Raw genomic sequence first — 19,801 nt, forward strand, 5'->3', positions numbered from 1 at the left:
TTGCCGGACCGCGTCCCCGCCCGATCGGTGCCGGGACCTCCGCGTCCCGGCACCGGTCGGTGACCGGTTTCAGTGGAGCTGGCTAAGGAGGGGTGCCAATGACGGACGAACCCACCGGGCTGTGGCTGATCGGGGCACGCGGATCGGTCGCGACGACGGCGATCAGCGGACTGCTCGCACTGCGGGCGGGCCTGACGCCGCCGACGGGCTGCGTCACCGAACGGCCGGAGTTCGCCGGTCTCCCGCTGCCGGGCTGGGCCGACCTGGTCGTCGGCGGGCACGACATCACCGACACACCGCTGGTCAAACGCGCCGAACAGCTGGCGGACAGCGGGGTGCTGCCACACCGCCTGCTCAGCGCCGTCACCGACCGACTGCACGCGGCCGACGCGGAGATCCGACCCGGCTACCACCCCGTCACGCACCGGGGTAGCCAGGCGGAGGCCGCCCGCCGGCTCGCCGCCGACATCACCGGCTTCCGCGACCGGCACGGTCTGGCGCGGGTGGTCGTGGTCAACGTGTCCTCGACCGAACCACCCGTACCGGCCGCGCCCGAGCACGACGACCTGGCGGCGTTGGAGGAGGCGCTGGACGACCCGACTCGTGCGGTGTTGCCGCCCAGTTCGGTAGCGGCGTACGCGGCGCTCACGGCGGGTTGCCCGTTCGTGGACTTCACCCCGTCCACCGGTATCGCGTTGGCGGCGCTGGACCAACTCGCCCACCGCGAACGGCTGCCGTACGCGGGGCGGGACGGCAAGACGGGGGAGACGCTGCTGAGGACTGTGCTCGCGCCGATGTTCACCGCGCGGGCGTTGCGGGTGCGGTCCTGGGCGGGGACGAACCTGCTGGGCGGGGGTGACGGCGCGACGCTGGAGGACCCGGCGCACGCGGACAGCAAGCTGGAGTCGAAGGCACGCGGCCTCGCGGCGTTGCTCGGCGACGGCGTCACCGCGCCGCTGCACATCGACAACGTGCCGGACCTGGGTGAGCAGAAGACGGCGTGGGACCACGTGTCGTTCGAGGGGTTCCTCGGCGCGCGCATGTCGTTGCAGCTGACGTGGACCGGGTTGGACTCCTCGCTGGCCGCGCCGCTCGTGCTGGACCTGGCCCGGCTGGTCGCGGCGGCGCACGCCGCCGGGCAAGCGGGTGCGCTGGGTGCGCTGGCGTTCTTCTTCAAGGACCCGCTGGGCAGCGACGAGCACCGGTTCGCCGAGCAGACCCGCGAGCTGTACCGGTGGGCGGGGGAGCTGACGTGAGGGCGTACGCGGAACTGGTGCGGGCGCCCGCCGCGTTGACGGTACTGGGTGACACGCTCGCCGGCGCCGCGGCGGCAGGTGTGCCGTTACGGGGTAGGCGGTTGCTGCTGCCGTTGGCGTCGGTGGCGTTGTACTGGTCGGGGATGGCGCTCAACGACTGGGCCGACCGCAACTTGGACGCGACCGAACGCCCCGAGCGCCCGATCCCGTCCGGCCGGGTCAGCCCCCGTGCCGCGCTCGCCACCGCTACGGCGCTCACCGCGACCGGACTCGGCCTCGCCGCGGTGGCCGGTGGTCGGGACGCGGTGGCGGTCGCGGTGCCATTGGCGGCGGCGGTGTGGTCCTACGACACGGTGCTGAAGGACACGGCGGCCGGACCGCTCGCGATGGCCGTGTGCCGGGGGTTGGACGTCCTGCTGGGCGCGGGTCGGCACCGGGTGGTGGACGCGCTGCCCGCCGCCGCCGTCCTGGCCGGCCACACCCTCGGCGTCACGGTGTTGTCCCGTGGCGAGGTCCACGGCACCTCGCCGGCCACCGCGAAGGCGGTGCTCGGCGGCACCACCGCGACCACGGCGGCGGTCCTCGCCCGACCAGGGAGGACGTGGCAGCACCGGTTGGGCGCGGTCGCGGGTGCCGCGACGTACGCGACCACGGTCGGACGTGCCCAACTGGCCGCCCTGCGCGATCCCGGTGCGCGGGCGGTCCGCTCGGCCACGAAGACCGGCATCCACGGCATGGTCCCGTTGCAGAGCGCGCTCGTGGCACGGGCCGGTTCACCGCTCGTCGCCGCCGCGCTCGCGCTCGTCCTGCCCCTCGCCCGTCGACTGAGCCGGAAGGTAGGGCCGACATGACGTTCCGCCTCGGGTACGGCACCAACGGGTTGGCCAACCACCGGCTGGACGACGCGCTCGCGGTGATCGCCGACCTCGGCTACACCGGCGTCGCGCTCACCCTCGACCACCACCACCTCGACCCGTTCGCCCCGGACCTGGCGCAGCAGGTGAAGAAGGTGGCTGCGCGGCTAAACCGCCTCGGCCTCGGCGTCGTGGTGGAGACCGGCGCGCGGTTCCTGCTCGACCCGTGGCGCAAGCACCACCCGACACTCGTCAGCGACGATCAGCACGTCCGGGTCGACTTCCTGCTGCGCGCGGTGGACGTCGCGGCCGACCTCGGCGCCGACTGCGTGTCCTTCTGGTCCGGCGTGGTGCCCGCGGACGTGGACGACGACGAGGCGTGGCAACGGATGCGGTCCGGTGTCGCGGCGGTCCTGGACGGTGCGGCCAGGCGCGGCGTGCCGATCGCGCTGGAACCCGAACCCGGCATGCTGGTCGAACGCCTCGACCAGGCCCTGCGCCTGCGCGAGGAACTCGGCTCGCCCGATCTGCTCGGCATCACGTTGGACGTCGGCCACTGCGTCGCGGTCGAGCCGCGGGACGCCGCCGACTGCATCCGCCGTGCCGGTGACCTGCTGCTCAACGTGCAGCTGGACGACATGCTGCCCGGCGTGCACGAGCACCTGGAGTTCGGCGAGGGCGAGCTGGACCTGGCCGCCACGCTCGCCGCGCTGGAGGAGATCGGCTACACCGGCCTCGCCGCCGTCGAACTGCCCCGGCACAGCCACGGCGGACCCGACGTGGCCCGCCGAGCCCTGAACGCGCTGCGGACGGCGTTACCCGACCCGTGGCTGGCCCAGGCGGTGCGCACCGTGCGTTCCGATCCGGCGGCCATCCGCACCCTGTTCCCCGCGGTCGGGCGGTCGGTCGGCCGGGCACCGGTGCGAGCGGAGTCCGACCCGCTCGGTGTGGTCCACGGCACCGTGGACGACCGGGCTCGCGTCCGGTTGCTGGTGGCGTTCGCCGCGGCCGTCGAGCCGGACGCGGTGGCCGAGGAGCTGACCGCGCTCTACCGCCACGGCGACGACGCCGAACGGCGCGGTGTCCTGCGCGCACTCGCCTCCGTCGGCGACAAGGCGCCCGCGGCCGGGGTCGACCTCGTCAAGGACGCGTTGCGCAGCAACGACACCAGGCTCGTCGCGGCGGCACTCGGACCGTTCGCCGCACGTCACCTCGACGTCCACGCCTGGCGCCACGGGGTGCTCAAGTGCCTGTTCCTGGGCATTCCTCTCGCCGCCGTCGCCGAACTGGACCGACGTGGGGACGCGGAGCTGGAACGCATGGTCACCGCGTTCGCCGACGAACGCCGTGCCGCCGGACGTGCGGTACCCGCCGACGCGCTCGACCTGCTGAGGAGCGAAACCTGATGCGCATCTTCGACCCGCACATCCACATGACCTCCCGCACCACCGACGACTACGAGGCGATGCACGCCGCCGGGGTGCGGGCGGTGGTCGAGCCCGCGTTCTGGTTGGGACAGCCGCGCACGAACGTGGGGTCGTTCACCGACTACTTCGACTCGTTGATCGGCTGGGAGCGGTTCCGCGCGGCGCAGTTCGGCATCGCGCACCACTGCACGATCGCGCTCAACCCCAAGGAGGCCAACGACCCCCGCTGCACACCGGTCCTGGACGTGCTGCCGCGCTACCTGGCCAAGGACGGCGTGGTGGCGGTCGGCGAGGTCGGCTACGACTCGATGACCCCGGAGGAGGACGAGGCGTTCGCCCGGCAACTGGAGATGGCTGTGCGTTACGAGCTGCCCGCCCTGGTGCACACACCGCACCGGGACAAGGCCGCCGGCACCGCCCGCACGCTCGACCTCGTCCGCGAATCAGGACTGCCACCCGAACGCGTGCTCGTGGACCACCTGAACGAGACGACGGTGCGCGCCGTGGCCGATTCCGGTTGCTGGATGGGCTTCTCCATCTACCCCGACACCAAGATGGACGAGGACCGCATGGTCGCCATCCTGCGCGAGTACGGCACCGATCGGGTGCTGGTGAACTCCGCCGCCGACTGGGGTCGGTCCGATCCGCTCAAAACGCACAAGACCGGCCTGGCGATGCTGGCGGCCGGCTTCGGAGAGTCCGAAGTGGACAAGGTGCTGTGGCACAACCCGGTCGAGTTCTACGGCCGGAGCGGACGGCTGATGCTGGACGACGCCGCGCCCGCGGACACGTTCGCCGGGAACTCCGTGCTGCGGGGCGAACGCCCGTGACGTCCATCGCGTACTGCACCAACGTCCACCCGGCCGAGGACCTGGCCGGGGTGGTCGCGCAGCTCGACCGCTACGCCGTCCCGGTCCGGGAGGAGCTGGGCGTCGACACGCTCGCGCTCGGGCTGTGGCTGGCCGAACCGGTCGCCCGCGGCCTCGCCGACGACGGGACGGCCCGACGCCGCCTGGCGGCGGACCTGCGGGCCAGGGGACTGGAGGTGAGCACCCTCAACGCCTTCCCGTACGGGGGCTTCCACCACGACGTGGTCAAGCACTCCGTCTACGAGCCGACGTGGACCGACCACCGACGCACCGGGTACACCATGGCCTGCGCGACCGTGCTCACGGACCTGCTGCCCGACTCCGCCGACTACGGCAGCATCTCGACGTTGCCGCTGGCCTGGCGCGAGCCGTGGACCACCGCCGACGACGTGCGCGCCCAAGCCTCCCTCGACATCGTCAGCCGCTTCCTGCGCGACGAGGCGGCACGGCACGGCAGGCCGATCAGGCTGGCGGTCGAACCGGAACCGGGGTGCGTGCTGGACACCGTCGCCGACGCCGTCTCCTGGCTGGCCGACCGGGTGGACCACGACCACATCGGGCTCTGCCTGGACACCTGTCACCTCGCGGTGTCGTTCGCCGACCCGGCCGAGACGGTGCAGGCGATCCGCCGCAGCGGGCTCTCCGTGGTCAAGGTGCAGGCGTCGGCCGCGCTGGAAGTCGCCGAACCCGGCACGGAGGAGGGCAGGCGGGCCATCGCCGCGTTCGCCGAACCGCGCTACCTGCACCAGGTCCGGGAGAACACGCCCACCGGTGTGCTCGCCGCCGACGACCTGCCCGAAGCGCTCGACACCCTGCCCGCCGAACACCCGTGGCGGGTCCACTTCCACGTCCCCCTGCACGCCCGGCCCGCCGCCCCGCTCGCGTCGACCACCGACGTGCTGCTGACGGCGGTCGACGCGGTCCGGTCCACCGCGGAGGTCATGCCGCACGTGGAGGTCGAGACCTACACCTGGACCGTCCTGCCGGACGCGGTCGACGACCTGGCCGCCGGCATCGCCGCCGAACTGCGCTGGGCGGCCGACCACCTCGGAGGTGCCGCGTGAACCCGTTGGTCGTGATCGACGTCGTAGGCCTGACACCGGGCCTGCTGCCGCACATGCCGAACCTCACCCGCCTCGGCCGCCGGGGCTGGCAGGCCGAGCTGGGCACCGTGCTGCCCGCTGTGACGTGCAGCGCCCAGTCCACCCTGCTCACCGGGCTCACCCCGGCCGAGCACGGCATCGTCGGCAACGGCTGGTACTTCCGCGACCTCGGCGAGGTCCACCTGTGGCGCCAGCACAACCGACTCGTGCAGGGCGAGAAGCTGTGGGAGACCGCCCGCCGCGCCCACCCCGGCTACACCGCCGCGAACATCTGCTGGTGGTACGCCATGGGCGCCTCCACCGACATCACCGTCACCCCGCGCCCGATCTACCACGCCGACGGCCGCAAGTCGCCCGACGCCTACGTCCGCCCACCCGCCCTGCACGATAAACTGGTCGCCGAGCTGGGCGACTTCCCGCTGTTCCAGTACTGGGGACCCACCGCGGCGCTGAAGTCCAGCGAGTGGATCGTCGGCGCCGCCCGGCACGTGCTCGCCGCCCAACGCCCGGACCTGCTGCTGGTCTACGTCCCGCACCTGGACTACGACCTGCAACGGTTCGGACCCTCCGGGCCGGAAGCCGCACGGGCCGCCGCAGAGGTCGACGCCGCGCTGGCCCCGCTGCTCACCGACGCCGAAGCGGCCGGCGCCACGGTCGTGGCGCTGTCCGAGTACGGCATCACCGCGGCCCGCAGGCCGGTCGACGTCAACCGGGCACTGCGCCGAGCCGGGCTGCTGGAGGTCTACACCCAGGCGGGCAGGGAACTGCTCGACCCGTGGACCTCCCGCGCCTTCGCCGTGGCCGACCACCAGATCGCCCACGTCTACGTCGCCGACCCGGCCGACATCCCCCGCACCAGAGCGGTCCTGTCCGAACTGCCCGGCGTGGACGTGGTGCTCGACCGCGAAGAGCAAGCCACCGTCCATCTCGACCACGAACGTTCCGGCGAACTCGTCGCCGTCGCCGAACCCGACGCGTGGTTCACCTACTACTACTGGACCGACGACAACCGCGCACCCGACTTCGCCCGCGGCGTCGACATCCACCGCAAACCCGGCTACGACCCCGCCGAGCTGTTCTTCGACCCCGCCGACCGACTCGCCAAGGCCAAGGCGGGACTGAACCTGGCACGCAAGAAACTCGGCCTGCGCTACGCCATGAACGTCGTGCCGCTCGACCCGACCTGCGTGCGCGGCACCCATGGCCGACTGCCCGACCGCGCCGAGGACGGCCCGGTGCTGCTGTGCTCCGACCCCGCCGTACCGGCCGCGGTCGAGCGCACCGGCCGGATCGCCGCCACCGACGTCCGCGACCTGCTGCTCGACCTGCAAGGCCTGCCCGCACCCGGGAAGGGAACCAACCGCTGAGCCGACCGGCACGCGACTGCCGTCACTGGGCGGCGTGCGCCACCTCCGCCAGCCGTTTGGCCAGGTAGTTGCGCTCCGGTTCGGTGGTGGCCAGTTCGTGTGCCCGCCGGTAGGCCCGTGCCGCCTCGGGCCAGTCGCCCAGTCGCCGCAGCAGGTCCGCACGCACGGCGGGCAGCAGGTGGTAGCCCGCGAGGGCGCGGTTCCGGTCCAGCTCGTCCACCAGGGCCAGCCCCGCGGCCGGGCCTTCGGACATCGCGACGGCGACCGCGCGGTTCAGCGTGACCACCGGCGACGGGGTCGTGGCTTCCAACCTCGCGTAGAGCCGGGCGATCGCGGCCCAGTCGGTCTCCGCCTCGGACGGCGCCTCCGCGTGGTAGGCGGCGATCAGCGCCTGGAGCTGGTACGGCCCGACGTCGCCGACGTCCAGCACGGACTCCAGCAGCGCGATGCCCTCCTCGATCTCGTCGCGCCGCCACCGCGACCGGTCCTGGTCGGCCAACGCGATCACGTCGCCCGCCTCGTCCACGCGGGTGTCGCGCCGGGCGTGGTGCAGCAGCATCAGCGCGTTGAGGCCCAGCACCTCCGGCTGGCGAGGCATCAGCTCGGCGAGCAGCCGCGTCAACCGGATCGCCTCGACGCACAGGTCCGGCCGCACCAGGTCGACGCCCGTCGTCGCGGTGTACCCCTCGTTGAACAGCAGGTAGAGCACCGCCAGCACGCCGGGCAGCCGCTCGGGCAGCCGCTGCGCCGACGGCACCTGGTAGGGGATCCCGGCCTGCCGGATCTTCTCCTTGCCCCGCACCAGCCGCTTCGCCATGGTCTGCTCGGACACCAGGCACGCCCGCGCGATCTCGGCGGTGGTGAGACCGGTCAGGGTGCGCAGCGTCAACGCCACCCGCGACCCCAGCGGCAGGGCCGGGTGGCAGCACGTGAAGATCAGGCGCAGCCGGTCGTCCTCGATCCCGCCGGGTTCGGCGTGCTCGTCGTCGTGCGCCTCGTCGAGGTCCAGGGCGATCTCGCGCAGTTTCGCCGACTCGACGCTGCGCCGCCGCAACCGGTCGACGGCGCGGTTGCGCGCGGTGGTGATCACCCACGCGGCCGGTGTGGCGGGCACGCCGTCCTTCGGCCACGTCGTCAGGGCCTGGGCGAACGCGTCCTGCGCGCACTCCTCGGCCAGGTCCCAGTCGCCGGTGGTGCGGATCAACGTCGCGACGACCAGGCCCCACGCCGTTCGGAAGGTGTCCGCGACGGCTGCCTCGACGCTCACCCTCGGCGCCACCGGGTCTCGCGGCGGTTCACGGCGGCATCCCTCCAGGTGTCGCGTCCGGTGGACGATACGAGCCCACAGTAAACCCGGCGGACGTGCCAAGGCCGCGACACCCGCCGCCGGGTCACCCGAGCGGGCATCCGGCAAGAGCCCGGCCGTGGCCGGCTGCGGCGGCCCGGACCGCCGCAGCCGCCGGTCGGTCAGTTGGACCGGTCGGGCAGCTCGCCGAACGGCCGCAGTTCGAGCCTGCCGATCCGCGCCATCGGGTGGGCGCGGGCCACCTCGATCGCCTCGTCCAGGTGGGCGCACTCGAGGATGTCGAAACCGACGATGACCTCCTTGGTCTCGACGAACGGGCCGTCGGAGAGCAGCAACTCCCCGTCGCGGACCCGCACCGTGGTGGCCGCGGACGGCGGGGCGAGCGGGCTGCCCTGCAGCCGGCGGCCGGTGCTGTCGACGCTCTCCACCCAAGTGTCGATGTCGTCGGTCTGGTCCGCGTCCGGCTCGGTGTCGGTGCAGACGAACATCATGTACTTCATCGTGGCTCCTCGCTGGTCGGCCTCTCACCACAATGACGAACGGGACGAGGCCGGCAGGACAACACGCCACCGGAAATTTCGGGTGAGTTCGCGGCGTACCCGGAAGGCCTGGTCAGCGGCCCAGCGCGCGGGCGAAGGACCGCACGTCGGCCACGAACAGGTCGGGCACCTCCAGCGCCGGGAAGTGCCCGCCGCGGTCGAACTCGCTCCACTGGACGATGTTCGGGAAGCGCGGCTCGGCGATGCGGCGGATGGGCAGGGCCGAGTCGTGCGGGTGGACCGCCACGGCCAGCGGCAACGGCAGCGGCGGCGGGACCACCGGCGGCTTCGTCGGGTCGGGCAGCTGGTCCGCCATCTCGAAGTAGAGCTGGGCCGAGGAGCCCGCGGTCGCGGTGAGCCAGTAGAGGGAGATGTTGGTGAGCAGCTTGTCCCGGTCCACCGAGCCGCCGGGCACCTCGGGGTCGGTCCACTCCCGGAACTTCTCGGCGATCCAGGCAAGCTGCCCGACCGGTGAGTCGGTCAGGCCGTAGGCCAACGTCTGCGGCCGGGTGCCCTGGATCTTCATGTAGGCGCCGTTGCGGTCCAGCTCGGCCATCAGCCGCACGCGGGCCAGGTCCCGCTCGTCCAGCCCGGCGACCTCGGACGGGTCCCCTGGCGCGGTGATCAGGAAGTTCACGTGCGCGCCGATCAGGTTCCCCGGCGCGAGCCCGGCGAGCGTGAGCGAGATCCACACGCCGAGGTCGGTGCCGTGCGCGGCGTACCGGTCGTAGCCGAGGCGGTGCATCAGCTCCGCCCACGCCGCCGCGATGCGGCCCACCGTCCAGCCCGCCGTCCGGGTGGGCCCGGAGAAGCCGAAGCCCGGCGGGGTCGGCGCGATCACGTGGAAGGCGTCGGCGGGGTCGCCGCCGTGCGCGCGGGGGTCGGTGAGCGGGCCGATCACGTCCAGGAACTCGGCGACCGAGCCCGGCCAGCCGTGGGTCATCAGCAGCGGCAACGCGTCCGGCTCGGGTGAGCGGACGTGCAGGAAGTGGATGTTCGCGCCGTCGATCTCGGTGGTGAACTGCGGGAAGCCGTTGAGCTTGCGCTCGGCCGCCCGCCAGTCGTAGCCGGTGCGCCAGTAGTCAGCGAGCTCCTTGAGGTAGTCCACCGGGACACCGCGTTCCCAGCCCGCGCCGTCGGGCAGGCGCGGCCAGCGGGTGCGCTCCAGCCGGTCGCGCAGGTCGTCCAGGGCCTCCTGCGGGATGTCCACGACAAAAGGACGCATGCCCATTGCTCCTTTACCCGGGTGCTTTGTGGCACATCTCCGCGGGCGGCGGGCGGTCAAGTCGACGGTACCAGGAATACCGCGCCGGACGGGGAATTGAGCAATCAGGAAGAAATGGGGTGCAATCGCGCCGGGTGAGCAATCTGGAAGTGGTCGGTTCGTCGTCCGCGCGGTTAGCGTCAAATGCTGAGCTCCCGGCACGCGCCGGCTCATGTGCTCGGTTCACCGGCCGGGTCGCCTTCCGCGAGAAGGACCGGCCGCTCTCCCTGCTCCATTCGCCCAGCCCTCAGCGGCTCGCATTGTCGGAGGTATGCGTGGAACCGATCGTCCTCGACCCCACGGGACGCGACGTGCACGCCGAAGCGGCCCTGCTGCTCGAACAGGGCCCGATCGCGCAGGTCGAACTGCCGGGCAGGGTGCGCGCCTGGTCGGTGGTCGGCTACGACATGGTCAAGGAGGTGCTCGCCGACGAGCGGTTCGCCAAGGACGCCCGCAAGCACTGGCCCGCGTTCATCAACGGGGAGATCGGTGACGACTTCCCGTTGATCGGGTGGGTCCTCATGGACAACATGACCACCAACGACGGCGCGGCGCACGACCGGCTGCGCAGGCTCACCGCGAACGCGTTCACCCTGCGCCGGTCCGAGGCCATGCGGCCGCAGGTCGAGCGCATCACCCGGGAACTGCTGGACGACCTGGAGAAGGCCGAGCCGGACGAGGTAGTCGACCTGAAAGGCCGGTTCGCCTACCCATTGCCGACCAGGGTGATCTGCGAGCTGTTCGGCGTGCCGGAGGACCGGCGCCGGGCCGTGATGCGCGGCGGCGAAATCAACGTCGACACGACGATCACGCACGAGGAGGCGGTCGCCAACGTCGAGGAGTGGCACCAGGCGATGTTCGACCTGGTGGAGTTCAAGAAGCACAACCTCGCCGACGACCTGCTGAGCAGGCTCATCGAGCAACAGCAGCAGGACGGCTCCCGGCTGAGCGATTCCGAGGTCGCGGGCACGCTGCACCTGATGCTGGGCGCGGGCTCGGAGACCACCACGAACCTGATCAGCCGGGCGGTCGTGGCGCTGCTGCGCCACCCCGACCAGCTGGAGATGGCGGTCTCCGGTGAGGTCCCGTGGTCGGAGGTGGTCGAAGAGGCGCTGCGCGTGGAGTCGCCGATCGCCCAGCTGCCGTTCCGGTTCACCACCGAGGAGGTGCGCATCGGCGGCGTGACGATCCCGAAGGGTGACCCGGTGCTGATCGGGTTCGCCGCGTCGGGGCGTGACGTGTCCAAGCACGGTGCGGACGCGGACAGGTTCGACATCACCCGCAAGGACAAGAAGCACCTGTCCTTCGGCTGGGGCGCCCACCACTGCCTCGGCGCACCGCTGGCCCGCATCGAGGCCCTGGTCGCGCTTCCCTCGCTGTTCGAGCGCTTCCCGAACATCTCGACGGCCGTGCCGGCGGACGAGGTGAAGCCCGCGCCGACGTTCCTGCTCAACGGTGTCGACACGCTGCCGGTCCGGCTCAACCACCGCTGACCGTCCCCGCACGGCGAAAGGGGTCCGATCCGACACCGGATCGGACCCCTTTCCCGTGTCGTCGGTCAGAAGCGCAGGATCACCTTGCCGGTGTAACGGCCCTGGAGCTGGCCCACCGCGGCGTCGATGCCGTTCTCCAGACCGTCCACGACGGTCTCCGCCACGACGACCTCACCGCCGCGGACCCACTCGGTGAACTCGGCCTCGAACTTCGGCAGCAGGTCGGGGTGGTCGAACGTGTAGAACGCCTGGATGCCGATCCGCTTGCCCACGACCTTGAGCATGTTGCGCGGCCCGGTGGGCACGCCCGAGCGGACCTGCTCGGTCTGGCCGCACATGACGATGCGCCCGCGCGGCCTCATCACGTCGATGGCCGCCTCCAGCAGACCGCCGCCCACGCTGTCGAAGTAGACGTCCAGCCGGTCGTTCAGGCCGAGCGCGACGAGCTGGTCGTACATCCCGTCGTGGTAGTCGAACGCGGCGTCGTAGCGCAGGGTCCCGGTGACGTACTCGACCTTCTCCGGCGAGCCGACCGACCCCACCACCGTGGTGGCGCCGCGCAGCCGGGCGATCTGGCCCGCGATGCTGCCCACCCCGCCCGCCGCGCTGGCCACGAGCACGGTGTCGCCCGGTTTGACACCCGCGACCGCGATGCCGATGTAGGCGACGATGCCGAAGCACAGGTGGTGCGACAGCGAGGGGTAGGCGTCCGGGTCGACCTTGCGGAACTCCGCCCCGTCCGCCACCGCGTAGTCGCGCCAGCCGAGTCGGTGCCACACGATGTCGCCGGCCCGGAGGTCGGGGTGGTCGGACTCGACCACCTCGCCGATCGCGTCGCTCCACATGGCCTCGCCGACCTCGAAGTGCGGGATGTCCAGTTTGGACAGATCGCTCATCCGGAGCAGGCCGCCGGGGTCGATCGACATGTAGAGGTTGCGCACGAGCACCTGCCGGGGTCCGGGATCCGGCACCGGCACCTCCACCAGCTCCACGTCGCCGGGAGCGGGGATCCGCTGCGCCGGCCGGGAGATCAGGCGCATTTCACGACCGACTCTCACGATGTCTCCTCCCAGTCACGTGTCCCGCGATCCGCCGTGGACGTCGATGCTCCGCTGGTCTCGCGACCGCCGAAGAACACCCGCCGCACGACACCCGGCCGCAGGACGGACTCCAGGGGGGCGACGAGACCGGCGACGCGCAGGAACGCCTCGGTGAGTGCGGCGTCGTTCGCGGCCGCCGCACGCAGCTTGAGCACGTAGGCGTTGGCCACTCGCAGCGGGAGCGTCCGCTTGCCCTCCGTGCCGGGGAAACCGAGGTCGCCGCCCGCCGACATCGCCCACGGCGCCTCGTTGGCCTTGGCCAGGTCCTTGAAGAACCGGCGCGGGTCCGGCGCACGGCCCGGCGCCACGTGCCGGGACAGCACTTCGGCACCCAGCGCGGCCGCCGTCATGCCCTGCGCGTAGATGGGGTTGAACACGCACGCCGCGTCTCCCACCACCAGAAGACCCGCGGGCGGGTTCTTCAGCGCCTCGTACCGCCGCCGGACACTGGCCGGGAAGTGGAACGACACCGGGGTCGTGATCGGTGTCGCGCCCCGGACCGCCTCGTGGATGGCCGGCACGGACAGGGACTCGGCGAACGCCATGAAGCCCTCCAGGTCCGTCGGCGGCCGGTCGCCCAGGATCCCGTACAGCGACAACGAGTAGCGGTCGGCCAGCCGCGCCAGGGTCGCGCCGCGCGGGTTCGCGGGCGTCGCCACGCACACCTCGGCGACACCGTCGCCGATCGGGTCGGGGTCGAGGGGGCCGAGGAAGTCGCACGTGGTGTAGGTCAGGTCGACCTTGACGCGCTCCTCCGGCACGCGCGGCAAGCCGAGCCCGGTGAGCCAGGCGGGTGTGCGCGAACCGCGTCCCGTGGCGTCGACCACCAGGTCCGCCGCCAGCTCGCGCGGCGTCGAGTCCGCGCCCCGGGACTGGAGGCGCACACCGACGACCCGGGTGCGGTCCGGGGACGTGAGCAGCCCCGCGATGTCCGTGGCCTCCACGAACGTCACGTTGGCCCGTGCGCGCACCCGGCGCCTCAGCCGCTGCTCCAGCATGGGCCGTGACGGCGACACGCACACGAGGCCGGTCTCGGTGCGCCGCATCGGGCGGCCGTTGAAGTACCACCCGAGGCTGGTGCCGAAATCGCCGACCGGCACCCCGTCCGCCGCCAGCTCCTCGGTGATCCCCGGGAACAGGCCCTCGATGATCCGGTGCCCGCGCGCGAGCAGGCCGTGGATGTGGTGGCCCTGCGGTGCCGCCCGCCGCGGCGAGTCGACGTCGTCGAGTTCGTCGCGGTCGACCACGTGCACTTCGCGGTAGGTCCCGGCGAGGACCCGGGCCGACAGCAGGCCCGCGATGCCCGCTCCGAGCACCACCGCCCGGTCGGTGGCCGTCATGACCGCTCGCCCGCGAGTGCGGCGACCCCGGTGCCGGCCAGCAGGGCCGCGAAGTCGCGCAGGTCCGCCACGTACCGCTCGGGCTGTTCCAGCGGTGCGAAGTGGCCGCCCTCGGCGTGGTCGCGCCACTGGACGATCCGCGGGAACGCCCGCTCGGCCAGCGCACGCACCGGGGGTGCCGGGTCCGCCGGGTACACCGACACCGCGAGCGGCGCGGCCAGGGGCGGTGGCGGGGACGCGGTCGGCGCACCGGGCATCATCGGCGCGATCTCGTAGTAGAACTGCGCCGACGAGCCCGCCGTTCCGGTGAGCCACGCCAGCGTGACGTTGGCCAGGATGTCGTCGCGGTCGATCACCTCCTCCGGGCGGTCGACGCACGCCGACCACTCCCGGTACTTCTCGACGGCCCACGCCAGCTGGCCGACGGGGGAGTCGGTGAGCGGGTAGGCGATGGTGTTCGGTCGGGTGGCCTGCAGCTTCAGGTAGCCCGACCCGTGCTCGGACCAGCGCTGGAGCCGGTCCAGGCGGGCCAGGTCGTCCGGGCCGAGCCCGTCCAGGTCCTCCGGGCCGTTCGGGGCGGTCACCAGGAAGTTCAGGTGCACGCCCGCGACGTGCCCGGGGTCGACGGCGGCCGTGGCGAGGCTGATCCACGAGCCGAGGTCGCCGCCTTGGAGCAGGTAGCGGTCGTAGCCCAGGCGGCGCATGACCTCCGCCCACGCCCGGCCGACGCGGACCGGTCCCCAGCCGGTGTCCCGGGTGGGTCCGGACAGGCCGTAGCCCGGCACCGACGGCAGCACGACGTGGAAGGCCCGCGCCGGGTCGCCGCCGTGCGCGCGCGGATCGGTCAGCGGGCCGATCACGTCCAGGAACTCCAGCACCGAACCGGGCCAGCCGTGCGTGATCAGCAGCGGCACGGCGTCCGGCTCCGGCGAGCGGACGTGCACCAGGTGGAGGTCGGCACCGTCCACGACGGTCGTGGCCTGCGGGAACGAGTTGATCTTCGCTTCCACCGCGCGCCAGTCGAACTCGTCGCGCCAGTACTCGACCAGTTCGCGCAGGTACCCGACGGGGAAGCCGCGGCTCCAGCCCGCGTCCACCACTTCGTCGGGCCATCGCGTCGCCGTGAGCCTGCGGCGCAAGTCGTCCAGCTCGGATCGGGGAAAGTCGACGCGGTACGGGTGCATGGTTCCCTCCTCGACCGGTGGTCGGGTGTCAGTCACGCGGGAAACCGAGTCGGGTTGAGATCGACCTGGGCGCGTGCGCACGGCCCGGTCGGGCGGCGGTTCTCGTCGGACCACTCGGTGTTCGGGGGATCGCCGGTCACACCGGACCCCGATCCCTGGGAGGTGAGCGCGATCGCGGATATCCGTGTGTGCCTCGCATTCGGGACACACCGATCCACCCTGGGGCATCGGGTGTGCCGACGCTTCTCCGATCTTGCCGTCCCGGGCGCGGGGACAGCGCAATCGGGAAGAAGCCGGCCCCGGCACCTCCGGGCACACTGGCGGCATCCGCTCGCCACCGCGCACCCGCGACCGCTGATCGACCGCGCCACCGTCGCGTGGTCGTCGGGTGAGCTGTTGCATGATGGTCGGGTGACGGACCGCCTGTTGGACGACCTGCTGCGCAGGCTCGCGCCACAGGTGCTCGGCACGCTGATGCGCAGGCACGGTGACTTCGACGCCGGCGAGGACGCGGTGCAGGAGGCACTGGCGGCGGCCGCGGCGCAGTGGCGGGCGGAGGCGCTGCCGGACAACCCCAGGGCCTGGCTGCTGACCGTGGCGTCACGCAGGCTGACCGACCAGTACCGCAGCGACCTCGCCCGCCGCAGGCGCGAGCTGGCGGTCGTCGCGGCGCAGCCGTCGGACCAGCACCTGGTCCCCGGTCCGGAGGTCGGGCCCCAGTCGGACCAGGACGACACGCTCCTGCTGCTGATGCTGTGCTGCCACCCGTCGCTGTCGCCGCTGTCCCAGGTCGCGCTGACGCTGCGCGCGGTCGGCGGCCTCACCACGGAGGAGATCGCCCGCGCGTTCCTCACCCCGCAGACCACCATGAAACAGCGCATCAGCCGGGCCAAGCAGCGCATCAAGGCCAGCGGCGTGCCGTTCCGCCTGCCGCCCGAGCACGAGCGGCGCGACCGGCTGGGCGTCGTCCTGCACGTGCTGTACCTGATCTTCAACGAGGGCTACGCGACCACGACGGGGCCGGAGTTGCACCGCGCGGACCTGACCGGGGAAGCGATCCGGCTGACGCGCGAGGTGCACCGACTGCTGCGGGAGGACGGCGAGGTCGCCGGTCTGCTCGCGTTGATGCTCCTCACCGAGGCACGCCGGGCCGCGCGCACCGACGCGGACGGCGTGCCGATCCCGCTGGACGAGCAGGACCGCGGGTTGTGGGACCGGGCGGCCATCGACGAGGGCGTGGCCCTGCTGACGCGTGCGCGATCGGCCGGTGCCGCGGGCCCGTACCGGCTCCAAGCGGAGATCGCGGCGGTGCACGCGAGGTCGCGGCGGGCCGAGGACACCGATTGGCGACGGATCCTCGGGTTCTACGACTCGCTGCAACGGATCTCGCCGGGTCCGGTGGTGGCGCTCAACCGCGCGGTCGCGGTCGCGATGGTGCACGGCCCGGACACCGCGCTCGGGCTGCTGGGCGCCTTGGCGCAGGACGAGCGCCTGGCCGGGTACCACCGCCTGGACGCCACCAGGGGCCACCTGCTGGAGATGGCGGGCGATCTGGACGCGGCGCGGGCGTGCTACCAGCGTGCGGCCGACCGCACCGCGAGCCCGGTGGAGCGGCGCTACCTGGAGTCCCGGGCCGCCTGGATCGCCGGCGGCGGACCCGCCTGACCGACCGCGCCACCTACCGGGCGGCACTCGCCCGGGGATCCATTGATCGGTGAAGAGCGCATTTTCGAAGATGCACCCTCTTGTCACGCACTGTGAGGATCTGGTTACGGGCCGAGTCGCGCCTGGGCTCTCCGGCGTCCTCGGCTGCCGCAACCAGTTGGTCCACCGCCACGGCACCACCAACACCGCCACTGCCGCCACTGCACGACCAGTCAGCCGCAGAACGCGAAGGGGCGCAATGACATCGACAACCGAGAACCGACCCACGGCGGACCTCCTCGCCCGGGCATCGGCGATCGCACGTGAGCACGCACTGTGGGCGGACGAGAACCGGCGCCTGCACGACGAGTTGATCACCGCGTTGCGCGAGGCGGGGGTCTTCACGATGAGGATCCCGACGCAGCACGGTGGCGCCGAGGCCGACGCCGCCACCCTGCTGCGGACGCTCGTGGAGATCGGCCGCGGCGACGGCTCCGCCTCGTGGCTCACCGCCGTGTGGTCCACCTGCGCGTGGATCACCGGCCTGTACCCGGACCACGTGCAGGAGGAGGTGTTCTCCACACCGGACGTGCGCGTGTGCGGCGTCCTGAGCCCGACCGCGACGGCCGTCCCGAGCAACGGCGGGATCGTGGTCGACGGCGCCTGGAACTTCATCAGCGGGGCGCACCACAGCCAGTGGCAGCTCGTGCTGGCGATGGCGCCGACGCCGGACGGTGCCGCGCAGTGGCCGGTCATGGCGCTGGTGCCGATGTCGGACCTGCAGATCGTGGACGACTGGCACACCGCCGGCCTGCGCGGCACCGGGAGCGTCACGACCGTCGCGACCGGGGTGTTCGTGCCGGCCGACCGCGTCCTGCCGATGGTGGCCCTGTTGCAGGGCCAGTTCGCCTCCGAGCTCAACGCCGACAAGCCGATGTTCCGGGCTCCGCTGATCGCCACCGGCTGCGTGTCCTTCGCGGGCGCCGCGCTCGGGCTGGCGAAGATGGCGATGGAGACGTTCCTGGAGCGGCTGCCGGAACGCAAGATCACCTACACCGACTACGCCGGCCAGCGGGAGGCGCCGCTGACCCACCTGCAGCTGGCCGAGGCCACGTTCAAGATCGACGAGGCGGAGTTCCACGCCACCCGGCTGGCCGCCATGCTCGACGACAAGGGCGCGCTCGGGGAACCGTGGACGGTGCACGAGCGGGTCGCCGCGCGCGCCGCGCTCGGCCGGGTCCTGGGCCTGGCCAAGGATTCCGCGGACATCCTCTACACCGCCAGCGGCGGCTCGGCCGTCTACTCGGGGGTGGCCATCCAGCGCATCGTCCGCGACGTCCAGACGCTGAACCTGCACGCGCTGATGCACCCGAACACGAACCAGGAGCTCTACGGCCGGGTGCTCGCCGGGCTCGAGCCCAACACCACGTACCTGTGAGCGCCGGGGTGGCAGAGCAGCCAGACCCGCCTTCGTCCGCCGGAGGACGAACGCTCGCACAACCGACACCGTGGAGGAGTTGGGCATGGAGATGAAACCGGTCGCCGCCGTCACCGCCGACCCCGACCTCAGACGCGACCCACGTCGGTGGTGGGCGCTCGTGCTGCTGTGCGTGGCGAGCTTCATGATGATCCTCGACTCGCAGGTCGTCGCCCTGGCGATGCCGTCCATCCAAGGGGGGTTGGACCTGCCGACCGAGCAGGCGCAGTGGATCCTCACCGCCAACGCGATCACCTTCGGCGGCTTGCTGCTGCTCGGTGGCCGGGCGGCGGACCTGCTCGGCCGCCGGGTGGTGTTCATGGCGGGGTTGATCGGCTTCCTGGTCACCTCGCTGGTGTCGGGGCTGGCCTGGAACGGCGAGGTGCTGATCGCGGCCCGCGCCCTGCACGGCCTGTCCTCGGCGCTGATGGTCCCCAGCGCGTTGTCCATCCTGATGAACACGTTCCCCGAGGGCTCAGAGCGCAACCGGGCCATCGCGTCGTGGGCGGCGGTCGGCGGGGTGGGCGCGGTGGCCGGGCTGCTGGTCGGTGGTGGGCTCACCACCGGGCTCGGCTGGGAGTGGGTCTTCCTGATCAACGTCCCGGTGGTGCTGGCCGTGCTCGTGCTGTCCCCGTTCGTGCTGCGGGAAAGCCGGGACCACGGCCGCGGGCGGACCTTCGACGTCGCCGGGGCGGTGACCATCACGGTCGCGCTCGTCGCCCTGATCTACGCGACCGTCGACGGACCGGCCGCGGGGTGGGCGAGTACGCAGACCATCGGGCTGTACTCGCTCGCCGTCGCGCTCATCGCGCTGTTCCTGGTGATCGAGGCCCGCTCCTCGGCGCCGCTGGTGCCGTTGGCGCTGCTGCGCAAGCGCACGGTGCTGATCGGCAACCTGCTGATGGCGCTGGTCGCGATGCTCGCCTGGGGTGAGAGCCTGCTGATCTCGCTGCACACCCAGCAGGTGCTCGGGTACTCGGCGTTCGAAGCGGGCCTGGCGGGCGCCGCCATGCCGATCATGTCCGTCGCGGGCGCGTACACCGGGCAGGCGATCGTCACGCGGCGCGGCTTCCGGCTGCCCATGGTGTTCGCCGCGCTCGCCCTGGCGTCGGCCTGCCTGCTGCTGGCCCGGCTGCCGGTCGACGTCGACTACGCGACCGACATGCTCCTGGCGCTGCTGGTCTTCGGGGTCGGGCTCGGTGCCGGTCACACGACGTCACAGATCGTGGCGCTGACCGACGTGGACGAGCCGGAGTCGGGCCTGGCCTCCGGCCTGATCTCGGCGGGGTTCCAGGTCGGTGGCGCGATCGGCACGGCGATCGTCGCGACCGTCGCCGTGTCGGTCACGGCGGGTTCGACGGAGCCGGTCGACCTCGCGGCGGGCTACCACGCCGGTTTCCTGGCGCTGGTCGTCGTCGCCGCGCTGATCTGCGCGCTGTCGGTCTTCCTGCCCGCGTACGTCCGCCGTGCCCGCACCGGTCAGGCGAAGACGCCCGCGGTGAGCTGAGGCCCGGGTCATCGCTGCCGGCGGCCACCCGGCCGTCGGCAGCGATGACCTCGTCCGGGTGAACCGGGCGG

The 19,801-nt window shown here is 72.3% G+C and carries 16 protein-coding genes; 10 read left to right on the forward strand and 6 right to left on the reverse strand.

What is annotated here, in order from left to right:
* Positions 1-98 precede the first annotated feature (98 nt).
* The 6 genes from A6A25_RS37980 to A6A25_RS38005 are packed head-to-tail and all read left to right on the forward strand — an operon-like array spanning position 99 to position 6,876.
* Positions 99-1,256 (forward strand): inositol-3-phosphate synthase, encoded by a 1,158-nt coding sequence (locus A6A25_RS37980; RefSeq protein WP_073898741.1) that lies wholly within the window; start codon positions 99-101, stop codon positions 1,254-1,256.
* A complete protein-coding gene (locus A6A25_RS37985) occupies positions 1,253-2,107 on the forward strand; it encodes an SCO3242 family prenyltransferase (RefSeq protein ID WP_073898743.1) in 855 nt (284 codons plus the stop codon). Before A6A25_RS37980 ends, A6A25_RS37985 begins: the two co-directional genes overlap by 4 nt.
* On the forward strand, positions 2,104-3,516 hold the full coding sequence (locus A6A25_RS37990; protein ID WP_073898745.1) for an EboA domain-containing protein: 1,413 nt from the start codon (positions 2,104-2,106) through the stop codon (positions 3,514-3,516). Before A6A25_RS37985 ends, A6A25_RS37990 begins: the two co-directional genes overlap by 4 nt.
* Entirely contained in the window at positions 3,516-4,367 is an 852-nt protein-coding gene (locus A6A25_RS37995) for a TatD family hydrolase (RefSeq protein ID WP_073898747.1), read from the forward strand. Before A6A25_RS37990 ends, A6A25_RS37995 begins: the two co-directional genes overlap by 1 nt.
* The gene (gene eboE, locus A6A25_RS38000) at positions 4,364-5,470 is read left to right on the forward strand and encodes a metabolite traffic protein EboE (protein ID WP_083668994.1); all 1,107 of its coding nucleotides are present in this window, start codon (positions 4,364-4,366) and stop codon (positions 5,468-5,470) included. The genes A6A25_RS37995 and eboE overlap by 4 nt, the downstream gene beginning before the upstream one ends.
* A complete protein-coding gene (locus A6A25_RS38005) occupies positions 5,467-6,876 on the forward strand; it encodes an alkaline phosphatase family protein (RefSeq protein WP_073898749.1) in 1,410 nt (469 codons plus the stop codon). Before eboE ends, A6A25_RS38005 begins: the two co-directional genes overlap by 4 nt.
* Before the next feature lie 22 nt (positions 6,877-6,898).
* Here the strand turns inward: A6A25_RS38005 and A6A25_RS38010 are convergent, their stop codons facing one another.
* From A6A25_RS38010 to A6A25_RS38020, 3 genes are all read right to left on the reverse strand, one after another.
* Complete coding sequence (locus tag A6A25_RS38010) at positions 6,899-8,143, reverse strand: RNA polymerase sigma factor (RefSeq protein WP_073898908.1); 1,245 nt, start codon at positions 8,141-8,143, stop codon at positions 6,899-6,901.
* A gap of 200 nt (positions 8,144-8,343) precedes the next feature.
* On the reverse strand, positions 8,344-8,682 hold the full coding sequence (locus tag A6A25_RS38015) for a YciI family protein (RefSeq protein WP_073898752.1): 339 nt from the start codon (positions 8,680-8,682) through the stop codon (positions 8,344-8,346).
* A gap of 112 nt (positions 8,683-8,794) precedes the next feature.
* Entirely contained in the window at positions 8,795-9,946 is a 1,152-nt protein-coding gene (locus A6A25_RS38020) for an epoxide hydrolase family protein (RefSeq protein ID WP_073898910.1), read from the reverse strand.
* 314 nt (positions 9,947-10,260) lie between these two features.
* On the opposite strand from A6A25_RS38020, the gene A6A25_RS38025 reads away from it, so the two are divergent.
* Positions 10,261-11,478, forward strand: a complete 1,218-nt coding sequence (locus tag A6A25_RS38025; RefSeq protein WP_143193682.1) for a cytochrome P450 family protein — start codon at positions 10,261-10,263, stop codon at positions 11,476-11,478.
* 65 nt (positions 11,479-11,543) lie between these two features.
* Here the strand turns inward: A6A25_RS38025 and A6A25_RS38030 are convergent, their stop codons facing one another.
* From A6A25_RS38030 to A6A25_RS38040, 3 genes are read right to left on the reverse strand one after another with little or no spacing between them, the layout of a single operon-like run.
* On the reverse strand, positions 11,544-12,536 hold the full coding sequence (locus A6A25_RS38030; RefSeq protein ID WP_198932999.1) for an MDR family NADP-dependent oxidoreductase: 993 nt from the start codon (positions 12,534-12,536) through the stop codon (positions 11,544-11,546).
* Positions 12,533-13,918: an FAD-dependent oxidoreductase gene (locus A6A25_RS38035; protein WP_073898758.1), complete on the reverse strand. Its 1,386-nt coding sequence runs from the start codon at positions 13,916-13,918 to the stop codon at positions 12,533-12,535. The genes A6A25_RS38030 and A6A25_RS38035 overlap by 4 nt, the downstream gene beginning before the upstream one ends.
* Positions 13,915-15,102, reverse strand: coding sequence for an epoxide hydrolase family protein (locus tag A6A25_RS38040; protein ID WP_073898760.1), 1,188 nt, complete (start codon positions 15,100-15,102; stop codon positions 13,915-13,917). The genes A6A25_RS38035 and A6A25_RS38040 overlap by 4 nt, the downstream gene beginning before the upstream one ends.
* Positions 15,103-15,513: 411 nt before the next feature.
* Between A6A25_RS38040 and A6A25_RS38045 the strand changes: the two genes are divergently transcribed.
* The 3 genes from A6A25_RS38045 (at position 15,514) to A6A25_RS38055 (ending at position 19,730) form a co-directional block, all read left to right on the forward strand.
* A complete protein-coding gene (locus A6A25_RS38045; RefSeq protein WP_073898762.1) occupies positions 15,514-16,767 on the forward strand; it encodes an RNA polymerase sigma factor in 1,254 nt (417 codons plus the stop codon).
* A gap of 238 nt (positions 16,768-17,005) precedes the next feature.
* Complete coding sequence (locus A6A25_RS38050; RefSeq protein WP_073898764.1) at positions 17,006-18,184, forward strand: acyl-CoA dehydrogenase family protein; 1,179 nt, start codon at positions 17,006-17,008, stop codon at positions 18,182-18,184.
* A gap of 85 nt (positions 18,185-18,269) precedes the next feature.
* Entirely contained in the window at positions 18,270-19,730 is a 1,461-nt protein-coding gene (locus tag A6A25_RS38055; RefSeq protein WP_198933000.1) for an MFS transporter, read from the forward strand.
* The last annotated feature ends 71 nt before the right edge of the window (positions 19,731-19,801 follow it).

It is taken from the genome of Saccharothrix sp. CB00851, assembly GCF_001905065.1.
GTDB lineage: Bacteria > Actinomycetota > Actinomycetes > Mycobacteriales > Pseudonocardiaceae > Actinosynnema.

Bases quoted from the DNA above. Each gene is read 5' to 3' on its own strand.
- A6A25_RS38040 (WP_073898760.1), bottom strand. From the start codon at position 15,102: ATGCACCCGTACCGCGTCGACTTTCCCCGATCCGAGCTGGACGACTTG.
- A6A25_RS37990 (WP_073898745.1), top strand. From the start codon at position 2,104: ATGACGTTCCGCCTCGGGTACGGCACCAACGGGTTGGCCAACCACCGG.
- A6A25_RS37995 (WP_073898747.1), top strand. From the start codon at position 3,516: ATGCGCATCTTCGACCCGCACATCCACATGACCTCCCGCACCACCGAC.
- A6A25_RS38050 (WP_073898764.1), top strand. From the start codon at position 17,006: ATGACATCGACAACCGAGAACCGACCCACGGCGGACCTCCTCGCCCGG.
- A6A25_RS38055 (WP_198933000.1), top strand. From the start codon at position 18,270: ATGGAGATGAAACCGGTCGCCGCCGTCACCGCCGACCCCGACCTCAGA.
- A6A25_RS37980 (WP_073898741.1), top strand. From the start codon at position 99: ATGACGGACGAACCCACCGGGCTGTGGCTGATCGGGGCACGCGGATCG.
- A6A25_RS38020 (WP_073898910.1), bottom strand. From the start codon at position 9,946: ATGCGTCCTTTTGTCGTGGACATCCCGCAGGAGGCCCTGGACGACCTG.
- A6A25_RS38015 (WP_073898752.1), bottom strand. From the start codon at position 8,682: ATGAAGTACATGATGTTCGTCTGCACCGACACCGAGCCGGACGCGGAC.
- A6A25_RS38035 (WP_073898758.1), bottom strand. From the start codon at position 13,918: ATGACGGCCACCGACCGGGCGGTGGTGCTCGGAGCGGGCATCGCGGGC.